Annotated in this window: 17 protein-coding genes and 3 pseudogenes; 9 read left to right on the plus strand and 11 right to left on the minus strand. The window is 69.5% G+C overall.

The annotated features are described in order from the left end of the window. Nucleotides 1-43 precede the first annotated feature (43 nt). A complete protein-coding gene (locus Aple_RS16835) occupies nucleotides 44-625 on the minus strand; it encodes a TetR/AcrR family transcriptional regulator (protein ID WP_155345554.1) in 582 nt (193 codons plus the stop codon). Nucleotides 626-773: 148 nt separating this feature from the next. On the opposite strand from Aple_RS16835, the gene Aple_RS16840 reads away from it, so the two are divergent. Both Aple_RS16840 and Aple_RS16845 read left to right on the plus strand, forming a co-directional pair. Further along, on the plus strand, nucleotides 774-2195 hold the full coding sequence (locus Aple_RS16840; RefSeq protein WP_155345555.1) for an MFS transporter: 1422 nt from the start codon (nucleotides 774-776) through the stop codon (nucleotides 2193-2195). Between the two features lie 51 nt (nucleotides 2196-2246). Beyond that, on the plus strand, nucleotides 2247-2666 hold the full coding sequence (locus Aple_RS16845) for a hypothetical protein (RefSeq protein ID WP_155345556.1): 420 nt from the start codon (nucleotides 2247-2249) through the stop codon (nucleotides 2664-2666). Here Aple_RS16845 and Aple_RS56040 read toward each other — a convergent pair. After that, a pseudogene (locus Aple_RS56040) lies at nucleotides 2652-2810 on the minus strand (ATP-binding cassette domain-containing protein); the annotation flags it as partial. The gene Aple_RS16845 and the pseudogene Aple_RS56040 sit on opposite strands and share 15 nt — an antisense overlap. A gap of 154 nt (nucleotides 2811-2964) precedes the next feature. Between Aple_RS56040 and Aple_RS52030 the strand changes: the two are divergent. After that, nucleotides 2965-3402: a hypothetical protein gene (locus tag Aple_RS52030; protein WP_170321517.1), complete on the plus strand. Its 438-nt coding sequence runs from the start codon at nucleotides 2965-2967 to the stop codon at nucleotides 3400-3402. Nucleotides 3403-3407: 5 nt separating this feature from the next. Here Aple_RS52030 and Aple_RS56265 read toward each other — a convergent pair. Further along, nucleotides 3408-3542 (minus strand): annotated as a pseudogene (locus Aple_RS56265) (peptidoglycan-binding protein); the annotation flags it as partial. Between Aple_RS56265 and Aple_RS54430 the strand changes: the two are divergent. Beyond that, a complete protein-coding gene (locus tag Aple_RS54430) occupies nucleotides 3499-3651 on the plus strand; it encodes a hypothetical protein (protein ID WP_246264522.1) in 153 nt (50 codons plus the stop codon). The pseudogene Aple_RS56265 and the gene Aple_RS54430 sit on opposite strands and share 44 nt — an antisense overlap. A 58-nt stretch (nucleotides 3652-3709) precedes the next feature. On the opposite strand, the gene Aple_RS16860 is transcribed toward Aple_RS54430, so the two are convergent. Then, nucleotides 3710-3949, minus strand: coding sequence for a hypothetical protein (locus Aple_RS16860; protein WP_155345557.1), 240 nt, complete (start codon nucleotides 3947-3949; stop codon nucleotides 3710-3712). 149 nt (nucleotides 3950-4098) lie between these two features. Between Aple_RS16860 and Aple_RS16865 the strand changes: the two genes are divergently transcribed. Then, nucleotides 4099-5439: a sensor histidine kinase gene (locus tag Aple_RS16865; protein ID WP_170321518.1), complete on the plus strand. Its 1341-nt coding sequence runs from the start codon at nucleotides 4099-4101 to the stop codon at nucleotides 5437-5439. A gap of 69 nt (nucleotides 5440-5508) precedes the next feature. Here Aple_RS16865 and Aple_RS16870 read toward each other — a convergent pair whose 3' ends face one another. After that, complete coding sequence (locus Aple_RS16870) at nucleotides 5509-6222, minus strand: TIGR03943 family putative permease subunit (RefSeq protein WP_155345559.1); 714 nt, start codon at nucleotides 6220-6222, stop codon at nucleotides 5509-5511. Between the two features lie 140 nt (nucleotides 6223-6362). Between Aple_RS16870 and Aple_RS16875 the strand changes: the two genes are divergently transcribed. Beyond that, nucleotides 6363-7589, plus strand: coding sequence for an RNA-guided endonuclease InsQ/TnpB family protein (locus Aple_RS16875; protein WP_155345560.1), 1227 nt, complete (start codon nucleotides 6363-6365; stop codon nucleotides 7587-7589). Nucleotides 7590-7624: 35 nt separating this feature from the next. On the opposite strand, the gene Aple_RS16880 is transcribed toward Aple_RS16875, so the two are convergent. The 6 genes from Aple_RS16880 to Aple_RS16905 form a co-directional block, all read right to left on the minus strand. Beyond that, entirely contained in the window at nucleotides 7625-8638 is a 1014-nt protein-coding gene (locus tag Aple_RS16880) for a permease (RefSeq protein WP_155345561.1), read from the minus strand. Nucleotides 8639-8705: 67 nt separating this feature from the next. Next, entirely contained in the window at nucleotides 8706-9779 is a 1074-nt protein-coding gene (locus Aple_RS16885; RefSeq protein WP_155345562.1) for a patatin-like phospholipase family protein, read from the minus strand. Then, nucleotides 9772-10773, minus strand: coding sequence for a diguanylate cyclase regulator RdcB family protein (locus tag Aple_RS16890; protein ID WP_155345563.1), 1002 nt, complete (start codon nucleotides 10771-10773; stop codon nucleotides 9772-9774). The genes Aple_RS16885 and Aple_RS16890 overlap by 8 nt, the downstream gene beginning before the upstream one ends. Further along, complete coding sequence (locus Aple_RS16895; RefSeq protein ID WP_170321519.1) at nucleotides 10770-12680, minus strand: dynamin family protein; 1911 nt, start codon at nucleotides 12678-12680, stop codon at nucleotides 10770-10772. The genes Aple_RS16890 and Aple_RS16895 overlap by 4 nt, the downstream gene beginning before the upstream one ends. Before the next feature lie 378 nt (nucleotides 12681-13058). Further along, nucleotides 13059-14399: a diaminopimelate decarboxylase gene (gene lysA / locus Aple_RS16900; protein WP_155345565.1), complete on the minus strand. Its 1341-nt coding sequence runs from the start codon at nucleotides 14397-14399 to the stop codon at nucleotides 13059-13061. After that, nucleotides 14399-14650 carry an SAV_915 family protein gene (locus tag Aple_RS16905; protein ID WP_155345566.1) on the minus strand — a complete coding sequence of 84 codons (252 nt, stop codon included), beginning with the start codon at nucleotides 14648-14650 and terminating at the stop codon, nucleotides 14399-14401. The genes lysA and Aple_RS16905 overlap by 1 nt, the downstream gene beginning before the upstream one ends. 267 nt (nucleotides 14651-14917) lie before the next feature. On the opposite strand from Aple_RS16905, the gene Aple_RS16910 reads away from it, so the two are divergent. The 3 genes and pseudogenes from Aple_RS16910 to Aple_RS16920 form a co-directional block, all read left to right on the plus strand. Continuing rightward, a complete protein-coding gene (locus Aple_RS16910; protein ID WP_155345567.1) occupies nucleotides 14918-15109 on the plus strand; it encodes a DUF1918 domain-containing protein in 192 nt (63 codons plus the stop codon). A gap of 107 nt (nucleotides 15110-15216) precedes the next feature. Further along, nucleotides 15217-15852, plus strand: a complete 636-nt coding sequence (locus tag Aple_RS16915) for a TetR/AcrR family transcriptional regulator (protein WP_155345568.1) — start codon at nucleotides 15217-15219, stop codon at nucleotides 15850-15852. Then, a pseudogene (locus Aple_RS16920) lies at nucleotides 15849-15977 on the plus strand (ABC transporter ATP-binding protein); the annotation flags it as partial. The gene Aple_RS16915 and the pseudogene Aple_RS16920, both read left to right, overlap by 4 nt. Between the last annotated feature and the right edge of the window lie 217 nt (nucleotides 15978-16194).

Raw genomic sequence — 16194 nt, forward strand, 5'->3', positions numbered from 1 at the left:
CAGGATGACCGTGCGACCACCGATTTCTCCCGGAACGCGGCCCTCATGAGGCGGGGCGTGCCCGGACGCCGTCGAGGGCGATTCCCAGGACCCGTTCGCGCTGCTCCTCGTCCGCGAAGGCGCCGGCGGTGATGCCGCTGACCAGCCGCAGCACGTCGTCGAAGCTGGCGTCCGCGCGGGCCTCGCCGGCCTGCTGGGCCCGGGTGAGCAGGGGCTCGCCCGCGCCGTACATGGCGACCCTGCAGGTACGGAACATCTCGGACTCGCGGTTGAGCGCCTCGTAGATGGCCCGCTTGGTGGCCACGTACGCGACGAAACGGCGCAGCCAGGTGACCAGGGCCTCCCACGGGGGGAGTTCGGCGACCTGTTTCGCCGCGGCGCAGAGGTCTTCGACCTCGCCGACGTACACGCTCTCGAACAGGTCCTGGCGGGTCGGGAAATTGCGGTAGAGCGTGCCGATCCCGACGCCCGCGCGGCGGGCGATGTCCTCCAGCGAGGCCTCGGCGCCCTTCTCGGCGAACGCCTCGCGCGCGGCGCTGAGCAGGGCGTCGAAGTTGCGCCGCGCGTCGGCCCGGTGCGGGCGGCGCACCGCGACGCCGGGGCCCGCGGTCGCTTTGTCTGTCATCGTCTTCCTCCCTTGACCTGGACCGCGACTTGTACCGGAGGTATGCCTCCGCTATTGTGGAGGCATACCTCAACTTTAGCAGGCGTATTTCACCGAGGCCTGTCGCAGGTATCGATCATCCCGCGCTCTCCGCGTCGAAGGATTCTTAATGACACGCACGACCTCGTCTACACGGCTGACCTTTGTGGTGCTCTCGGCCGCCGTGGCCTCCTTCTCGATTTTGCAGTCCCTGGTCAGCCCCGTGCTGCCCACCATCCAGCACGACCTGAACACCAGCCAGAGCACCGTGACCTGGGTACTGACCGCGTGGCTGCTGTCGGCTTCTGTCGCGACACCCTTGCTCGGCCGGATCGGCGACATGATCGGCAAGGAGCGCACGCTGCTCATCGCCCTGGGCGCGATCGCGGTCGGCTGCCTGGCCGCCGCGCTGGCCCCGAACATCGGGGTATTGATCGCGGGCCGGGTGATCCAAGGGCTTGGCGGAGCCGTCTTCCCCATGGCGTTCGGCATCATCCGCGACGAGTTCCCGCCCCGGCGGGTGCCCTCGATGATCGGCGTCCTGTCGGCCGTGATCGCGGTGGGAGGCGGGTTGGGCATCGTTCTGGCCGGTCCGATCGTCGAAACGCTGAACTGGCGGTGGCTGTTCGGGCTCCCGGTGATCATCGTCGGGGTGACCGCGATATTGACCCACCGGTACGTCCCTGCGTCCCCGGTGCGCACCCCCGGGCGGATCGACTGGCTGGCCGCCGTGCTGTTGTCGGGATGGCTGGTGGCGCTGCTGATCCCGCTCAGCGAAGCCTCGTCGTGGGGCTGGGGCTCGCCCGCCACGATCGGGCTGCTCGCCGTCGCCGCGGCCCTGCTCGCGCTGTGGATCCGGGTCGAGCTTCGCTCGCCGCACCCGCTGATCGACATGCGCATGATGCGCCTGCCGGCGGTCTGGACGACCAACCTGACGGCTTTGCTGTTCGGGGCGAGCATGTTCCCGGTCTACGCGTTCCTGCCGATGTTCATGCAGATCCCGTCCGCCACCGGTTACGGCCTCGGCTCCAGCGTCACCGAAGCCGGGCTGCTGATGCTGCCCATGCTCGTCACCATGGCCGTCGCGGGCGTCCTCAGCGGTCCGATCGCCCCGATCGTCGGCGTCAAGGGGCAACTGGTGCTCGGTTCGATGCTCAGCGTCCTGACGTGCGTCTCCTTCGCCGTCTTCCACGACCAGCCGTGGCAGCTGGCGACCGCCGGCGGGATCTTCGGCTTCGGCCTCGGCCTGGCCTACGCCGCCATGACCAACCTGATCGTGCAGAGCGTCCCGGCCCACCAGACCGGCGCCGCCAGCGGCATGAACGCCAACATCCGCACCATCGGCGGCTCGATCGGCACGGCCGTGGTCAGCACCACCATCACCGCGCATCTCATGACGGGCGGCCTGCCCTACGAGATCGGCTTCACCAGCGCCTTCGTCCTGGTGGCCGTGACCTCGGCGGTCACCGTCGGCCTGGCGCTCCTGGTCCCGGCCGCCCGCCGTCGCACCCCCGAGACGGTCGCGGAACCGCTCGTCGCCTCCACCCGCTAGGTCCCCCTCGCGGGGGAGGAGCGAGCCCCGCCGGGGCGTTACGCTGCGGACATGGGCCTCAGGCGCCGGATGGCCGCGTCGTATGTGCTGGTGACGGCGGCGGCCGTGCTGGTGGTGGAGGCGGTCCTGCTGGGTGTCTACGTGCCGTCGCTGCTGGGCGACTCCGACCTGCGGAACCGCCTGCAGAGCCTGGCCAGCCAGGACTCGAAGATTCTCAGCCTCACCATCAGCAGGATCAGCGCCGACAACCCCGGGCTGGGGATACCCGGCCTGCTGTTCCTGGCGCAGCGGGAGGCGGGACCCATGGTCTCGCTCCAGGGCACCAGGCTCGACGATCAGGGCATCCAGATCGTGTCCGCATGGTGGCCGCAACCCGGCCAGCGCCCGGTCACCCAGCTCCTGTACGGCATGTCCGGCCAGCCGCACCGACCCGGACGTGGGCCAATCCAGCGCGGCCATCAGATGCAGTAGCGTGGACTTACCCGACCGCGACGGGCCGAGCACCGCGACCATCTCGCTTTCCCGCACCGTCAGATCGATCCCCCGGACCGATTCCACCGGCGGCTCCCCGGGATAGACCTTCCACACCTCGCGCAACTCCAGGACGGCGTTCATCCGGCAGGCACCTCCACCATCGTGCCCTCGCTCACGCCGTCGACCTCGACCAGCCCGGCCGTCTCGTCGAACAGCCCGACCCGCACCGGCACCTGGCGGCCGTCCGTCCACCACGACCGCGAACTCCCCGCCGGGCCGGGCCAGCAGCGCCACGATGGGCACGGCCAGCACGTCCTCGTGCACCTGGGTGGTGACCGCGACCAGGACAAGCGACTGGTCCAGCCCCTGCGGGGTCTTGCCCGGCAGCCGGATCGTGATCGGCACGGTCGACGACACCTGCCCGTCCGACCCTGTCGTGGCGGTGGCCACGGGGCTGACCCGGCTCACCCGGCCGTCCTTGGCCGAGCCGTCCGGCAGCGTGATCCGCACCCGGTCGCCCACCTTGACGCCGGACATCTGGGCGGGGTCGAGCTGCACGGTGACGGCGGGCACCGCGCTGGTGCCGTGCAGCACCCGGCCCTGGGCCGGCTCGCCGAGCCGGGCGTCGTGCCCGCTCACCCGCAGTGCCCTGGGCAGGAACACGACCTGGCCGAGCGGGACGTTGCCGGTGACGGGCAGGCGCGTGTCGTGCTGCCAGCGGCGGACCGCGTAGTAGGTGGCGAGGGAGAAATGCCGGTCGACCGTGAGGCCTTCGTAGCCGGGCGCGCGGAGGTTGGCCTCCAGTTGCTGGACGTCGGTGCCGTCGGTCATGCCGAGCGACAGCGGGCGCCAGGCGGGGCGGGAGCCGTACATGAGCCGGATCCCGCGCCCGCCCGCCTCATACAGCGTGCGGCCGCGGGTCATGACCGCCCCGAGAGCGGGCAGCCGGGTGATCGTCCCGCCCGCCCCCCGCACCTGGTAGTCGCCTTCGTAGGACAGCGTGCCGTTGACCTGGCCACGCTGCGCGACGTCGGTGCGGATCACCTCGGCGGAGCCGGTGGCGATGGCCGCGAGCTCTCCATCTTGATCTCGCCTTGGGCGTCGACGGTCGGATCGGGGAAGTTCGGCGCGCCGTTCGCGCGCAGGCACTGGGCCAGCTCGCGGAACACCGCGAGACCGGCCGACGGACTGGGCGAACTCACCGCGCCTGGATCAGCGTTCGCCGCGCAGGCGGCGAGAAACGGGATGAGCAGCAGCGGCGCCGCTCGGTGAAGGGTCATACCCGCACACTCGCCGCTGGGCTCACCCGGCACATCGCGCCGGAGCGGGGCGCACGCTCCCCCGCTCGGGGGAGCGGCATGTGATTAACTGGCAGGGGGGCACGGTAATGAATGCGAGACGCAAAATCTCGATCATATCCCGTATCACTTTGTTCACCGGTACGGTGGCGGCTCTGCTGTGCGCCACCCTGGTCACCGTCCTCATGGTCACGCTCGACCGGTTCACGGTCGGCGCCCTCACGGAGGAGGTCGCCGCGGCCGGGAAGCGCGTGGCCACCCAGATGGGGCAGGGGCGGCTGCAGTACCCGCTCGCCGATCACCCGCATCGCAACATCCAGGTCGTCGACGCGCGGGGCGCGGTGGTCGCCTCGACCCCGCAACTTCAGGGCAAACCGGCCATGACGACCTTCATGCCCGCGAAAGTCGCCACCACCGTCGTGTGTGGTGGGGTCTTCCCGTCCGGCCAGTGCGACATCGTGGTCGCTCAGCGGGTCCATCGCGGAGCTGAGCACTGGATCGTGTACGCCTCCTCCCCGACGATCTCCCCGTGGGTGGATCCGCAGCTGGCCGCGCTGATCGGGGGAGCCGTGGCGCTGCTCGCCGTGGGCATCACCTATCTCGGCAACCGCGTCGCCACCGCCTCGCTCCGGCCGGTGAGGGCCATCAGCTCGGAGCTCGACGAGATCAACGCGGCCTGCCCCAACCGCCGGGTGCCGGTGCCGCCCACCGACGACGAGATCCACGACCTGGCCACCAGCGTCAACCACACGCTGAGCCGCCTGCACACCGCGCTGAAACAGCAGCGCCAGATGGTCGCCGACGTCTCCCACGACCTGCGCACCCCGATCACGGCCATCCGCGCCGAGGTCGAGGACGCGCTCTACGCCCCCCAGGAGACCAGCGTGACCAGGCTGGGGAAGACCCTGATGGGTGGCCTCGACCGCCTGCAGGCGATCACGCGCGACCTGGCGACCATGGCGAAGCTGGACTCCGGGGCGCCGGACGTGCGCGAGCCCATCGCCCTGTCCACCCTCGTCGCCACCGAGTTGCGGGCGCGCCGCACGACCAAGCGGATCGAGCACGCGCTCGACCCGGAGGTGTGGGTAGCGGGGGATTGCTCCCAGCTGGCCCGCCTGCTCGCCAGCCTCGTCGAGAACGCCGAACGGCACGCGAGCACCACGATCAAGGTCACCGTGCGGAAGCAGCCGGGCGACCCGAGTGACGACCAGCGGTTCCCTGACGGCGTCGCGGTGCTGGAAGTGCTCGACGACGGGTCCGGCATCCCCCCGCACCAGCGGGAACTGGTCTTCCAGCGCTTTACCCGGCTGGACGCGGCCCGCACCAGGGACGCGGGAGGCGCGGGACTCGGCCTGCCGATCGCCCGGCAGATCGCCGAAGCCCTGGGCGGAACCCTGCACATCGAGGACAGCCCCAGAGGCGCCCGCTTCGTCCTTTACCTGCCGATCCTCGCGGTAACTCGTTCCAGCTGACGTTCCGCCCGGAGGACGGCGAGTTCGGCGCGGACTAGGGGTGGCCGAGATCGTCTTGGCGTCGAGCGCCTACTCGTAGGGCTCGACCGGCTGGGGAATCCCGGTGACCGAGACGGCGTCCAGCTCCGGCGCGACGGTCCCGACCGGAAGCTTGCCGGACTTGGGTTCCCGCCAGGTGCCGGTCACCTCGACCCACGAGTTCTCCGGCGGCATGGCGGCGTCCAGAACGGCCACCTTCAGCGCGATCCCGTCGGCCGCGCAGCAGGCGATCTGGATCCGGGCCACATACCACCGGTCCTTCTTCTTCGCCGACGGCACGGCGAAGCCGGTGAGCTTCACCTGCCGCCCTGACAGCGATTTGGACGAATCACCCCAGGCACGCCCGATGAACTCGCCCAGGGTCATGTCGTTGACTTTTCCGGCGGGCAGAACGTCGTACGCGTCCAGCGCGGAAACCGGCTGGGCCGGAGCCTCCTCCGACTTGGCGGAGAACGCGCCGAGCGCGGGCGGCGCGATCAGGTAGATCGCGAACACCGGCAACGTCAGCAGCCAGGCCACCCGCGGCGCGTGCCCATGATGGTGGTGATGATCCGTTTGCGTGGATCCCCGCCACTCCTGGATCAGCCCGACGACGCCCAGCACGAACACCACCGCGCCCGCCGCGATCAGGAACGGCCGGAACCCCGGCTTCACGTAGTTCAGGTATGTGGTGGACAGCGTCGTGATCCGCAACACCGCCCCGCCCAGCAACACCAGGATCATGCTCTGCGTCAGCCTGTTCACCGAGACCTCCGGAGGAAGCCCGGTCCTTCAGGGCCGGGAGGAATTCGGACCCCGCTTGGGGTGGCCCGGCGAAGCCGGGACAGCTGTGGGCGCCAAGCGCGCATCAGAGTTTGTCGGTCCTTCCCGATAGGGTGCTGAACATGTCGAGGTCGCAGGCGGGGGATGCCGGGCACGCTCGGTACACCTACCGGCTGCGTGTGTCCCAGGCCGCGCTTGCCGCCCTGGAAGCCGAGTGGGCGCGCTGCCGGTGGATCTGGAACGAGTCCGTCGCCAAGTCCAAGCAGGTCCACGCCGTCAATCAGAACCTGCCCGCGGGCCAGGCCAAGCTGACCTGCGGTCCGGCACGGTTGGACCAGATGCTGACCGAGGCCCGCGCCCGCACACCGTGGCTGGCCCAGGGATCGTCGGTCCCGCAGCAGCAGATCATCCGGGACTTCGGCAAGTCCCGTGCCAAAGCCTTGAAGGACATCAAGGACCGGCTGCCGATCAGGCAGCGGGCCGGGATGCCGAGATACAAGAAGAAGCGCGGGTCGGATCCGACGCTGAACTACACCCGTAACGGGTTTCGGCTGACCGGCGGCCGCCTGCACCTGGCGGGCGGGATCGCCGTGACGGTGGTGTGGTCGCGGGAGCTGCCCGCGCAGCCGTCCTCGGTGCGCGTGTACCGCGACAGTGTCGGCCACTGGTATGCGAGCTTCGTGGTTGCGGCCCAGGTGCGGCCGCTGCCCGCCACCGGCCGCGTGATCGGCATCGACTGGGGCGTCAAGGAGACCGCCACCACCACCTCCGACGCCTACGACCTTGCGCATGCCGAGCACGGCAAGAACGCCGCAAGCAAGCTCGCCCGGTACCAGCGGATGATGGCGCGCCGCCAACGGCCCAAGGGCAAGGCGCAGTCCAAGGGCTACCGAAAGGCGCAGCGGCAGGTTGCCCAGCTGCACAAGAAGGTGGCCCGCCAGCGGACCGACACCGGCCGCAAGTGGGCCAGGAAGGTGGTTCGCGACCACGACGCCATCGCGGTGGAGGACTTCCGGCCGAAGTTCCTCGCCAAGACCACCATGGCCAGGAAGGCCGCCGACGCGGCGATCGGCGCCACCAAGCGGGCACTGATCGAGATGGGCCGCAAGCACGGGCGGGACGTCCGGCTCGTGCACCCCGCGCACACCACGATGGACTGTGCGCAGTGCGGAGCGAGAACCAAGCACGCACTTCCCCTTTCCGAACGTACCTACGCGTGTACCGCGTGCGGAGTCTCCTCTCCCAGGGACAAGAACTCTGCCTACGTGATGCTCGCCCGGGCTGGTCTGGCCCCGGCTGGTGTTGACGGTGTAAGACCTGCCGGGACGCCGTCCCGGCAGGCAGCTTGAGCCAGGAATCCCCCATCCTTCAGGGCGGGGAGCAGTCAAAGCAGAACCTCTCCGACCGCCATGCTGACGATCACCGCGAGAACGAAGGTCAGCGGGATGAACCGGGCGGCGAACCGCCGCCCGAAGGTCCCCGCCTGCAAAGCGATCAACTTCAGGTCCACCATCGGTCCCACCACCAGGAACGCCAGCTTCGCGGTCGGTGAGAACGCGGTCAGGGAGGCGGCCACGAACGCGTCCGCCTCCGAGCAGATCGACAGGATCACCGCCAGCGCGGCCAGCGCCAGCACCGAGAGCACCGGCACGCCCGCCACCGACTCCAGCCACGACCGCGGCACGATCACGTTCATCGTCGCCGCGGTGGCCCCGCCGACGACGAGGAACCCACCGGCGTGCAGGAAGTCATGCCCCATCGCGTCCTGGAAGTTCCGCCACTTCGACCCCTCGCCCGTCGCGCGCGCGGGGATGCGCAGCCATTCGGCCCGGCCGAACCGCAGCCACACCCACCCCGCCAGCACCGCCACCACCAGCGACGCCCCGAACCGGGCCACCGCCATCATCGGCTGCCCGGGGAAGGCCACCACCGTCGCTACGACGACCACCGGATTGATCGCCGGGGAGGCCAGCAGGAACGCCAGCGCCGCCGCCGGGGTCACCCCCCGCGACATCAGCCCCGAGGCGACCGGCACCGACGCGCACTCGCACCCGGGCAGCACCGCCCCGGCAGCCCCCGCCACCGGCACCGCCAAAACGGGCCGCCGCGGCAGTGCTCTGGTCCAGAACGAGGCGGGCACGAACGCGGTGATCGCCGCCGACAGCAGCACCCCGAAAACCAGGAACGGCAACGCCTGCACGCAGATGGCCACGAAGATCGTCGCCCACGCCTGCAACGCCGGAGCCGTCAGATACTGGGCGAACACCAACCGCCCGACCACCAGCAGCCCGACGACAACGGCGAACATCCACGGCCCCACCGCCGCCACCGGCTCCCGCCGGCCCCACTCCGAAGGGGGAATCTCCTGGGAGGCATCGACCGTGGCCCGTTCAGACATGTGCCGATACTCCCAGATTTCGGCAAGCGTGTGGTGATGATGTCAGACCCGCTGATCGGAGGAGACGTCACATCTCGTAATCGTGGTTCTCGAGGGCGGCGACGGCTTCGACGGCCCGCATGACGGTGGTGCGCAGCCGGTGGGTGGCCAGTCGCGGGCCAAGCCAGCGGCGTACGACTCCGGCGGCGTCGTGATAGCCGAGAGCGGCGAGGGCCGCGAAACGTCGCGGTGTGAAGTCGAGCAGGGCGGCGAACGTGCGCCCGGGTGGCGTGAGGGGGCGCGATGGCCGGATTTCCAGGACGCTCCTTCCTCGCAGGTCTCGGTGGTCCCACAGTTCCCCGGTGGACAGATGGACGACGAAGATCGGATCAAGGTCGGTATGGGCTAATAGCGCACCCGCCGGAATATTGTCCGCATACCATCCATCCCGGTAAACACCGCCGTCCAGGCGGCGAGGCGGGAAGAGCAGCGGCAAGGCGGCGCTGGCCAGGACAGCCGTTCGGGCGTCCGCCAGTCCGCGCTCATGCAGGCCGATCCACTCACACCGGACGCCCGCGGCGACGCGGACCCCATCGAGGGCCCAAGCCCAGTGCCGACCCACGATCTCCGGGTCCAGGGCAGGGAAAGCACTCACCCACACCGGATGCAGGAACCCTCGCACGTGCCGTTCGACCAGTGCGTCGATGAACCCGGGGCGCAGGACGTGACCACCGAGCCCGTCGAGCAGCGACCCCACCTGATCAAGGTCGCCCACCTCGACGACGCCTTCCGCACCCGGTGGCGCCATCGCGGTCCCCGCCGCCGACGTCGCCTCCCGCCAGGTGCCGGCCAGCACCGCGGCGCCCGACGTCAGATCCGGCTGTCCCGCCAGTACGGCCGCGTTCAGCGCTCCGATGCTGGTCCCCGCGAACCCAGCCGCCCGCAGGCCCACCTCGGCGAGAAGCCGTACCGCGCCCACCTGGTAGGCGCCCTTCGCCCCACCACCCGCCAGGACCAGCCCGATCGGGGGCAGGTCCACGTCCGCGATGGGCCGCGGCGGTTCGGGACCCGCCAACGGCGCGGCGGGCAACGGCCGATCGGCGATCTCCGCCGCCGCCTGCCCCAGCCACGCCAATTCCCCACCCTCCTCCGTCTCACCCACGGGCCGACTCCGCCGCCGCGTCGAACTGTTCGTCGATAAGCCCGATGACCAGGTCGGCCAGGGAGATCGCGTGCGGCGGGGCTCCGTATTTCTGCTGCGACAAGGCGACGGCGGTACGACCCGGCTCGGGCGGGCGGGACCGCGCCGGAAGCGCGGCCAACTCCGCGGCGAAGACGATCGTGGCGGTGAGGGGGCCGCGCCGGAGGGCCAACGGCTCGGGAACGGTGGATTCCAGGAGCCAGGCCGCGATCTCGCACCGCTGGGGGGTGCCGAGCCGGGCGATCATCTCATCGAGATGGACATGAATGCTCGCCAGGCGCGGACCGTTCGCCGGCTGGCGGCGTTCGACGACGCGGGCCGCCAGGATGTCGCGAGCGGTGCGGTCGCCGTCGACCCGTTCGGCGTGACCGCACGGTCCGGCCGCAAGTGACCGCGCCAGGAGGACGAGCCGGCACAGCCAGGGCAGCTCTCGGTCCGTCAGCGTCCAGCGGCTCAGAACCAGGTCGAGCTCGTGCCGGGCGTCGACCCGCCGGCGGAGGTGGGCCAGGTCGTTCTCCAGGTCACGCAGCCGGCGTTCGCACTCGGCGGCGATGCGCGAGACGATGCCCGCGAGTTCCCGCACTTCACCCAGCGCCTGCAGGGAATTGGCGTGCGCCGCCTCGGCGGTCGCGCGCACGTGCGCCAGGTGCCGCGCGACGCGCTCAAGGCAGAACGCGGTGACGGCGGCCTGGTCGGCGATTCCGGTCACCCACTCGACCAATGCCTCCTGGTTGTCGTTGAGCAGCCCGATCGAGCGGATCTGCCGCTCCCGGTCCTCACCCACGAGAGCGGACAGGATACGGCGCGGTAGGGACTCCGCGGTGCTGTGGGCGTTCAGGTCGCGTATCACGCCGAACCGATTGGCCACCTCGAGCAGCACACGGTCCTCAAGGCCGGGCGCGTCGCCCTTGAGCGCCGCGACGTCATTCCGGTACGCCGCGAGGTCGATGGTCATGACAGCTCGCTCAGGTGATCGAGGTAGGCGGTGATCCGGCCGCGCCGCGCCTGGATGTCGTCCATGGTCTGGCGGCCCGTCTCGGCGATCTCCGTACGCTGCCGGGCCGCGGTTCGAGCCCGCTCATCGCGCTGCGCGATCAGGGCCGCCTCGTAGTCCGAAAGGAGTGTGAGCATCGCGCCCGCGTACTCGGCGAACTGTCTGTTCATGGCTTCTGTGTTCGCGGCTGCCTGCTGCCTGAGTTGCTCGACCTTTTCGCCGAAAACGCGGCTCAGCGTTTTTCGCACGGAATACAGGTCGGATTCATATCTTTTTTCTGTATCACCCCATTCGTTCTCTTTCTCGTCGCTGTCCCACGCCCATCGGATGCTGACCCATCCGAGTTCCACCCGTCCGATCGTCCCGTTCACTGCGGGCGGTTCCGGTACGGCCCTGCTCAGGTGCCCCGCCGCGCGCTGCGCGAGGTCACCGTTCAGGCCGGAATCGGCCGCGGGGTCCCGCTCCGCCTGGCGGACTCGTTCGGAGAGCGCTTGCTGCGTCTCGTCCAGAATCACTTGGAGGCGCTGCCGGGGGTATTCGGACTTGCTCTCGATGAAATCCTTCACTTTTCGTTTCGACTTGAACTTCCTGTTGCCCCGAATCGCCTCGATCACGGCGTTCCCACGCGCCAATGCCTCCTGGATGATCGCCGGGCCGTCGTTCGTGAACCGTTCGATCTCCCCCACGCGGGCCGCCGACTCCGTGGTCGCGGCCAGTTCCTGGTCCAGGTCCGCACGCTGCGTCTCGGCCTCCTGCGCCGCGCGCAGGGCCGCCGCCGTGGTGACGCGCACCGACTCCGCCAAGTCATGCAGCCCGCCGTCGGCGCGTCGCAGCGAGGAGTCCAGCAGAGTGCGCAGGAGCCGGAGGCGGGAGTGGTCCAGCACCAGCTTCAGCATCTGGGGGATGCCGCTGGTGATCCATCTGCGCTCGGCGGTGATCCTCAGCTCCTCGGGCGTGATCGCCCGCAGCCGGTGATCACGCTCCACTTCGTCGGTGTACAACCCCGAGAGGAACTCCTGCGCCGTTGGATCGTTCCGCGGGTCAAACTGGTCGCCGGCCCGATCGAGGGCCGCCAGGAGGCGGGAGGCCTGCAAGGCCCACAGGGCCTTGGTCTCCACGATGCGATCGCGCCGTTCCGGCGGGATTCCCAAGCTCATCCCGACGAACGCGGCCACTCCGTGCTCGTCCAGATCCCGATCGGCACGACGCGCGTCGACCTTGTTCACCACCGCGAAGAGCTTGTCCGAACCTAGATCGCGTACGGCGGGCTCGACCAGATCACGGATCTTCCCCTCGGCGGTGTTGTCCATGGCGGTGAAGTTCAGCACGACCACGACCATGTGCGCCTGCGCGAGCTGCTGCGCCACGACGCCGGTGAGCCGGGACTCCAGGACGCGATCGTCGTTGCCGGGCGTGTCGACCAGCACGACCCGGCCGACGTCGGAGTCCGTTCCGGAGTCGTAGGGGACATACAGGGACGGCAGCTGCTGGATCCGCTGCCCTGGAGCGTTCCCGCCCAAGTATTCGGCGATCCGGATGAGATCGTTGATCCGCGTCAGAGCGTCGCGGATGGCGGCGGAACCGTGGTACTCGGCGCGCCAGGCCTCGGCCGCCCCGGACACGATGACGTCGAACTGGCTGAGAAGCTGATTGCGCCCGGTGAGTACTTCCCGCTGGGACGAGGCCGCCACCTCGCCGCTGATCTGCTTCAACACCTCGACGGTTTCGCCGGCCAGTCGCAGTACCGGCGCCGTTGTGGCGGGGTCGAGCACGATCCTCGTCGGTAACGTGGTCATGGCCGTGCCCCGAGAGGGCAGCAGGTCCGCTCCCACGATGGCATTGACGATCGTCGACTTACCCGCGCTCACGGGTGCGACAATGGGAACGATTAGTTCTAAATCGACTAATGCTTTCAAATCGGAACGAATCGCCTGGGCGAGGTCTGTGGGACCTCCTACTCGCTCAACCAGGTCCGCGACACCTTCCAGCGCGGCTCCGGCGTCCTCGCGGAGGTGGGCCAGCAGATCGGGATCATTCGGGCTGTCCAAAATTCATTCCTTTGCGGAGGTGGTGCCCAGGATGCATCCCAACGATTGTTAACATATTGCGCACATAATTGCCATATATCCACCTGTAGTCAGTAATTGTAGCTGACTAAGATTGTCCGGTTTTCGTCTATCGGGTCCATATGGCCGGTTTCTGAGGACTGCTGCCAGGGCGCTCTCATCTCACCTCTGGCCTGCGCTCTACAAGCCCACATCCCGGCGCATCAGGTCGTCGGGTTCCTCGCGGCGGACCACCAGGCGGGCGCATCCCGCCGCGATGGCGACGACGGGCGGGCGGCCGGTCATGTTGTAGGTGGAGGCCATGGAGTGGTGGTAGGCGCCCGTGGCCGCGACCGCGATGAGGTCGCCGGGGCGGACGTCGGCGGGCAGCTCGGCGTCCTCGGCGAGGGTGTCGCCCGCCTCGCAGTGGTGGCCGACGATGGTCGCCGTACGGGTCGTTTCGCTGGAGCGCCTGCCCACCAGGCGGGCGGTGTACCTGGCGCCGTACAGGCAGGGGCGGGGGTTGTCGCTCATTCCTCCGTCGACGGCGACGAAGACGCGGGACAGGCCTCGTTTGACGGCGATGACGCGGTAGAGGGTGAGACCGGCGGGGCCGCTGACGGCCCGTCCCGGCTCGATGATCAGGCGCGGGGCGGGCAGCCCGAGCCAGGCGGCGTGCGCCTGGACGGCGTCGCCGACGCGGCGGGCGTAACTCTCCAGATCCAGGCCCTGCTCCCCGTCCAGGTAGGCGATGCCGTGGCCGCCGCCCAGATCGAGCTCGGGCAGCACGACCCCATGCGCGTCCCTGATCCGGCCCAGCTGCTCGATCAGGGTGCGCGCCGCCCGCTCGTACGGCTCGGGCGTGACGATCTGGGACCCGAGATGGCAGTGCAGCCCCGCAAGCTCGAGCGAACTCTGCCCGAGCGCCCGCGCGACCGCCTCCCCAGCGGCCCCCGAGGCGATCGACAGCCCGAACTTCTGATCCTCCCCGCCGGTGCGGATCGCGGGATGCGCCCCCGCGTCCACATCGGGAATCACCCGGATGAGGATCTTCTGCCGCCGCCCGAAGGGAACCAGCGCCGCCAGGTGGCCGATCTCGGCGAGGGTGTCCACCACGATCCGACCCACCCCCGCGTCGAGCGCGGCGGACAGCTCCCGCGGCGTCTTGGCGTTGCCGTGGAAGACGATCCGCTCGGCCGGAAAACCGACGGACAGGGCCACGGCGAGCTCACCCCCGGACGCGACGTCCAGCCCGAGACCCTCCTCCCTGATCCAGCTCGCCATGGCCCGGCACAGGAACGCCTTGGCCGCGTACACCACCTCGGCCCCCGGCAGGGCCGCCCGGTACGCGCGGCACCGCTCGCGCAGGTCGGTCTCGTCGATGACGTACGCGGGAGTGCCGAACCGGGCCGCGATCTCCGTCATGGCCACGCCGCCGACCGTCGCGCCGCCGCCGGGCTCGAACCGGGTGCCCGCCGACCAGGGGCCGGTCCCGGGCGTGGCCAGGGCGCCAGACGCCTGATCCTGCTCGAGAACGCACATCACGCCACCCGCTGAACGGGAGTGACGGTGGGGTCGACCACGACGCCGACGACGCCCAGGTCCTGGAGCAGGCCGCGCAGCCCCGGCTCGCTGATCCGCGTCCACGGCTGCTCGGCGCCCAGCACCTCGGCCAGGCGCGCCGACGACGAGAAGGCGACCGCGGTCCTCGTGCCCGAAGGGGTCCGGAACAGGCGCAGCGACAGGAACGACGCGCCTATCCGGATCGGGACGAATAGCGGGATGTCCGACATGACTTCCTCCAGCTGAGAACTCGTACACCAGCGACGTTAGGCCCGCCATCGGCACATCGACGCGATCACTACGGGAAGCAGACGGCGTACCCGCGCATATTGACGCGACATTGACACGAGCTACCTAACGTCACCAAACGCGTGCGTAACGTTGCTCGGTTACGTTCCGGTCATTCGGGGATGGAGTCAGTACGGCCGTGTGCGGCCAGAGGCGCCTTCGCGCGCCCGGACGGGGGAGCGAGCGGCCGCACATCGCAAGGAGGCATCATGCACGCCGCAATCGGTGACAAGTTGATCGTCGAAGGCACCTACCACGGCGAACACCAGAAGATCGGCATCGTGACGGAGGTCCGTCACGCGGACGGCACGCCGCCCTACATGGTCCGCTGGACGGATTCCAACGAGGAGACCCTGGTGTTCCCCGGGCCGGACGCGCGAGTGGTCGCGAAGGAGGGCTGACCCCAACCGACGTCGAGGCCCTCGGTTCCCCTTGGCCATCCGGCTATACACGCGTATAGTATTCTCCACGGCGGGATAAGAGACTATACGCATGGATAGGAGCCTGGATGGATCCTGAGGACCTCACCGCTCGCGCCCGGATCCGAGACGCCGCGATGTGGCACTTCGGCGACCACGGCTACGAGCGGGCGACGATCCGCGGGATCGCCGAGACCGCCGGAGTGTCCCCCGGGCTCGTGCGCCATCACTTCGGCTCCAAGGAAGGGCTGCGCGAAGCGTGCGACGAGTACCTGATCAAGACCGTGCGCCGCCTCAACGACGAGGCACGGGAATTCCGCAGGCCAGGTAACGCGAGCATTCTGGCCGGCCGGGCGGAGGCGCGCCCGTACATGACGTATCTGGCCCGGGCGCTGGTCGAGGGATCGGCCGCGCCGCTGTTCGACGAGATGGTGCGGCTGAGCGAGGAGTGGCTCGCCGAAGGCGACCGCGCCCGCCCCGACCCGCCCGCCTCCGATCTCCGGACCCGGGCGGCGGTGGGCACCGCGATGGCGCTGTCCATCTCGATCCTGCACCAGCACGTCTCCCGCGCCATCGGCGTGGACGTGTTCAGCCCGGAGGGAGACCTGCTGCTCGCCCGGGCACTGATCGACATCTACTCCCATCCCGTGATGAGCCTGGAGGACGCCGCCCTGGCCAGGGCCGCCCTCGGCATCACCGACGACAAGTCAGGAGAATCACGATGAACGACGCCATATCGGCGGCCGGGCTGGTCAAACGGTTTGGCCGGACCCGGGCGCTGGACGGCTTGAATCTCGCCGTGGCGGCTGGCGAGGTGCACGGTTTCCTGGGTCCCAACGGCGCGGGCAAGCCGAACGATGGATTGTGACGCTACTGCAACGCGTCGAACCCCTTCCCGGAGTGTCCCCGGCTCAAGATCGCTCGCTCAGGGCTTCCTGTGGAGATCGTTTAGCCATTTTGAAACCAGCGAGATACATAGCTCACCATGGCAAGATCGCGCGAAATCCGGCGCGCTGTAGGCCATGCTGACGGCCAATCTCGGACGTCCTAGATAGCAAGTACCGGAG

The sequence above is a fragment of the Acrocarpospora pleiomorpha genome (genome assembly GCF_009687885.1).
Classification (GTDB): Bacteria; Actinomycetota; Actinomycetes; order Streptosporangiales; family Streptosporangiaceae; genus Acrocarpospora; species Acrocarpospora pleiomorpha.

What these genes read in the sequence shown, in the direction of transcription:
- Aple_RS52030 (WP_170321517.1), top strand. Translation starts at nt 2,965, where the DNA reads ATGGGCACGGCCAGCACGTCCTCGTGCACCTGGGTGGTGACCGCGACC.
- Aple_RS54430 (WP_246264522.1), top strand. Translation starts at nt 3,499, where the DNA reads ATGCCGAGCGACAGCGGGCGCCAGGCGGGGCGGGAGCCGTACATGAGC.
- Aple_RS16875 (WP_155345560.1), top strand. Translation starts at nt 6,363, where the DNA reads ATGTCGAGGTCGCAGGCGGGGGATGCCGGGCACGCTCGGTACACCTAC.
- Aple_RS16835 (WP_155345554.1), bottom strand. Translation starts at nt 625, where the DNA reads ATGACAGACAAAGCGACCGCGGGCCCCGGCGTCGCGGTGCGCCGCCCG.
- Aple_RS16905 (WP_155345566.1), bottom strand. Translation starts at nt 14,650, where the DNA reads ATGTCGGACATCCCGCTATTCGTCCCGATCCGGATAGGCGCGTCGTTC.
- Aple_RS16840 (WP_155345555.1), top strand. Translation starts at nt 774, where the DNA reads ATGACACGCACGACCTCGTCTACACGGCTGACCTTTGTGGTGCTCTCG.
- Aple_RS16880 (WP_155345561.1), bottom strand. Translation starts at nt 8,638, where the DNA reads ATGTCTGAACGGGCCACGGTCGATGCCTCCCAGGAGATTCCCCCTTCG.
- Aple_RS16860 (WP_155345557.1), bottom strand. Translation starts at nt 3,949, where the DNA reads ATGACCCTTCACCGAGCGGCGCCGCTGCTGCTCATCCCGTTTCTCGCC.
- Aple_RS16915 (WP_155345568.1), top strand. Translation starts at nt 15,217, where the DNA reads ATGGATCCTGAGGACCTCACCGCTCGCGCCCGGATCCGAGACGCCGCG.
- lysA (WP_155345565.1), bottom strand. Translation starts at nt 14,399, where the DNA reads ATGTGCGTTCTCGAGCAGGATCAGGCGTCTGGCGCCCTGGCCACGCCC.
- Aple_RS16845 (WP_155345556.1), top strand. Translation starts at nt 2,247, where the DNA reads ATGGGCCTCAGGCGCCGGATGGCCGCGTCGTATGTGCTGGTGACGGCG.
- Aple_RS16910 (WP_155345567.1), top strand. Translation starts at nt 14,918, where the DNA reads ATGCACGCCGCAATCGGTGACAAGTTGATCGTCGAAGGCACCTACCAC.
- Aple_RS16890 (WP_155345563.1), bottom strand. Translation starts at nt 10,773, where the DNA reads ATGACCATCGACCTCGCGGCGTACCGGAATGACGTCGCGGCGCTCAAG.